The sequence below is a fragment of the Kitasatospora putterlickiae genome (assembly GCF_039527695.1).
In the GTDB taxonomy this organism is placed as follows: domain Bacteria; phylum Actinomycetota; class Actinomycetes; order Streptomycetales; family Streptomycetaceae; genus Kitasatospora; species Kitasatospora putterlickiae.
Genome location: NZ_BAAAKJ010000179.1, coordinates 1,498 through 4,899 on the forward strand (window position 1 = coordinate 1,498; position 3,402 = coordinate 4,899).

The 3,402-nt window shown below is 75.5% G+C and carries 4 protein-coding genes and 1 pseudogene; all 5 read left to right on the forward strand.

All coding sequences use genetic code 11. The annotated features are described in order from the left end of the window. Positions 1–1,062, forward strand: a 1,062-nt coding sequence (locus tag ABD308_RS18015; RefSeq protein WP_344335606.1) for a molybdopterin molybdotransferase MoeA, incomplete at its 5' end; no start/stop codon positions are given. A gap of 199 nt (positions 1,063–1,261) precedes the next feature. Then, a complete protein-coding gene (gene moaC / locus ABD308_RS18020) occupies positions 1,262–1,702 on the forward strand; it encodes a cyclic pyranopterin monophosphate synthase MoaC (RefSeq protein WP_344335610.1) in 441 nt (146 codons plus the stop codon). Next, a complete protein-coding gene (locus ABD308_RS18025) occupies positions 1,699–2,202 on the forward strand; it encodes a MogA/MoaB family molybdenum cofactor biosynthesis protein (RefSeq protein WP_344335608.1) in 504 nt (167 codons plus the stop codon). The genes moaC and ABD308_RS18025 overlap by 4 nt, the downstream gene beginning before the upstream one ends. After that, positions 2,199–2,825 (forward strand): GNAT family N-acetyltransferase, encoded by a 627-nt coding sequence (locus ABD308_RS18030; RefSeq protein ID WP_344335613.1) that lies wholly within the window; start codon positions 2,199–2,201, stop codon positions 2,823–2,825. The genes ABD308_RS18025 and ABD308_RS18030 overlap by 4 nt, the downstream gene beginning before the upstream one ends. 150 nt (positions 2,826–2,975) lie before the next feature. Then, a pseudogene (locus ABD308_RS18035) lies at positions 2,976–3,402 on the forward strand (hypothetical protein); the annotation flags it as partial.

Below are 3,402 nucleotides of genomic sequence, written 5' to 3' on the forward strand. Positions count from 1 at the left end.
GCCGCCTACCCGTCGGTGCTCGCGGTGGTCGGCGGCATCGCCGCCGGCGCCGGCGAGCTCCCCGCGGTGGGCCCCGGCCAGGCCGCCCGGATCATGACCGGCGCCCCCGTCCCGCCCGGCGCGCAGGCCGTCGCCCCGGTCGAGTGGACCGACGGCGGCACCGGCACCGGCCTCCCCGCCGACGCGATGACCGCCCCGGCCGAGGACGAGGAGGTCCGGGTGCTGCGCCCGGTCGCCGAGGGCGCCCACATCCGCCGCCGCGGCAGCGACGTCACCGCCGGCACCCGGGTCCTGGCCGCCGGCGCCCGGCTCGGCCCCGCCCAGCTCGGCCTGCTCGCCGCGATCGGCCGGGCCACCGTCACCGTCCGCCCGCGTCCGCGGGTGGTGGTGCTCTCCACCGGCAGCGAGCTGGTCCAGCCCGGCGAGCCGGTCGGCCCCGGGCAGATCACCGACTCCAACAGCTTCACCCTCACCGCCGCGGCCCTGGACGCCGGCGCGATCGCCTACCGGGTCGGCGGCGTCCCCGACGACGCGGCCCGGCTGCGCGCCGTCCTGGAGGACCAGCTCGGCCGGGCCGACCTGATCGTCACCAGCGGCGGGGTCAGCGTCGGCGCCCACGACGTGGTCAAGGAGGTCTTCGCCGAGTACGGCGGGGTGGACTTCCGGCGGCTGCGGATGCAGCCCGGCAAGCCGCAGGGCTTCGGCCGGATCGGCCCCGGCACGGGCGTGCCGCTGATGGCCCTGCCCGGCAACCCGGTGAGCGCGTACATCTCCTTCGAGCTGTTCGTCCGCCCGGTGATCCGCGCGATGCTCGGCGCCGAGGACGTCCACCGCCCGGTGGTCCGGGCGCGCTGCCCGGTGGCGCTGCGCTCGCCCGGCGGGCGCCGGCAGTTCCTGCGCGGCCGCTACACCGCCCGGGACGGCCTGGTCGAGCCGGTCGGCGGCGCGGGCTCGCACCTGGTCGGCGCGCTGGCCCGGGCGGACTGTCTGATCACCGTGCCCGAGGACGTCACCGAGCTGCCCGCCGGCAGCGAGGTCGACGTGGTGCTGCTCGGCGGCTGAGCGCCGGGCCGCCCGGGCGAACTCCCGTTCGGGGCAGGCCGTCCCGGGCGGGCCGTCCCACGACGCGGGCCGTCCCACGCGGGGCCGGACCGGGGGGTACGGTAGCGCGGTATTCGACCTGCGCGCCCCTGGAGCCACCGTGACCACCTCGCCCCCCGGCGACCGCCTCACCCACGTCGACGAGCAGGGCGCGGCCCGGATGGTCGACGTCTCCGAGAAGGCCGTGACCGCCCGGACCGCCGTCGCGGCCGGCCGGGTCAGGGTCGCCCCGCGCGTGGTCGGGCTGCTGCGCGGCGAGGGCCTGCCCAAGGGCGACGCGCTGGCGGTGGCCCGGATCGCCGGGATCATGGGCGCGAAGAAGACCCCCGAGCTGATCCCGCTCTGCCACCCGATCGCGCTCTCCGGCGTCAAGGTCGAGCTGACCGTCGCCGACGACGCGGTGGAGATCACCGCCACCGTGCGGACCACCGACCGGACCGGCGTCGAGATGGAGGCGCTGACCGCCGTCGCGGTGGCCGGGCTGACCGTGATCGACATGGTCAAGGCGGTCGACAAGGGCGCCGCGATCGAGTCCGTCCGGGTGCTCGCCAAGACCGGCGGCAAGAGCGGCGACTGGACCGCCCCGGAGGCCTCCGCATGAGGGCGCTGGCGGTCACCGTCTCCAACCGCGCCTCGGCCGGGGTCTACGCCGACAAGGGCGGCCCGCTGCTGGTCGAGGGCCTGCGCGCGATGGGCTTCACGGTCGACGGCCCCCGGGTCGTCCCGGACGGCGAACCGGTCGAGGCGGTGCTGCGCGAGGCCGTGGCGGCCGGCTACGACGTGGTGCTGACCACCGGCGGGACCGGCGTCTCGCCGACCGACCTCACCCCCGAGATGACCGCCCGGGTCCTGGAACGGGAGATCCCCGGCATCCCCGAGGCGATCCGCGCGTACGGGCGGGAGAAGGTGCCGACCGCCGCGCTCTCCCGGGGGCTGGCCGGGGTCGCCGGACGTACCCTGGTCGTCAACCTGCCGGGCTCGACCGGCGGCGTCCGGGACGGTCTGGCCGTACTGGCCCCGCTGCTCGCCCACGCCGTCGACCAGCTCGGCGGCGGGGACCACCCCCGGCCCGACGCACCAGCTTCCGGGAGCGCGCACTGAACGCCGGATGGCCGGTAGAACTCCACGAGGGGGACGTCGTGCTGCGCCCGATCCGGGCCCGCGACCAACGGGAGTGGCAGGAGGTCAGCCGCCGCAACCGGGACTGGCTGCGGCGCTGGGAGGCCACCGTGCCGCCCGGCCCGGCCGGCCTGGCCGCGGGCCCGCGCCCGACCTACCGGCAGATGGTGCGCTACCTGCGCGGCGAGGCCTCGGCCGGCCGGATGCTGCCCTTCGTGGTGCTGTACCGGGGCCGGCTGGTCGGGCAGTTGACCGTCGGCGGGATCACCTGGGGCTCGATGTGCTCGGCCAACGTCGGCTACTGGATCGACGAGGGGGTGGCCGGGCGGGGCATCATGCCGACCGCCGTGGCGCTCTCGGTGGACCACTGTTTCGGGACCCTCGGGCTGCACCGGATCGAGGTGTGCATTCGGCCGGAGAACGGCCCGAGCCGGCGGGTGGTGGAAAAGCTCGGCTTTCGTTCGGAGGGAATGCGGCCGCGCTATCTGCACATCGACGGCGACTGGCGGGACCATCTGGTGTTCGCGCTCACCGCCGAGGAGGTCCCCGAGGGGATGCTGGAGCGCTGGCGTTCACTCAGCTCGGGCCGTCGTCCAAGGAATTGAATGTATGTTCGAATAAAATATCGATATGGCATCGGAGCGGCGACGGAGGGGCACAAATACCGGCAAAATAGTCGGAGAATCAGCTTGATCACACGACACGCCGCGCCAAATTGCTACCGGCCCTTCCTTCACGCCCGTACGGTGTGAATCGTGAGCAGTAGCGGCCTTATCTACGCCGTCATCGTAGGGGCCTGGGCCGCCTATCTGGTGCCGATGTGGCTCCGCAGGCAGGACGAGCTCAACGAGGCGCGCCCGACGGAACGCTTCAGCACCGCCATCCGCCTGCTGGCCGGGCGTTCGGCGCTGGAGCGGCGGGCGTCCCGGGCCCTGGGCGACGAACCGCGTGACGACGAGCAGACCGAGGACGGCCCCCCCGAGCGGGACGCGGCCGTCTCCGACGACCCCGCGGCCACCCCAGGTGGCCCGGCGGACGAACCGGCGCCCCCCCGCCCGGCGGTCCGGACCGAGGCGCGGCCGGGGCCCGCCGGCGGCGCCGAGCGCCGGGCGCGGTTGCTGGCCCGCCGGCGCCGGATGGTCACCGCCCTCTTCCTGGTCTTCGCGCTGGGCGCGGTGGTCG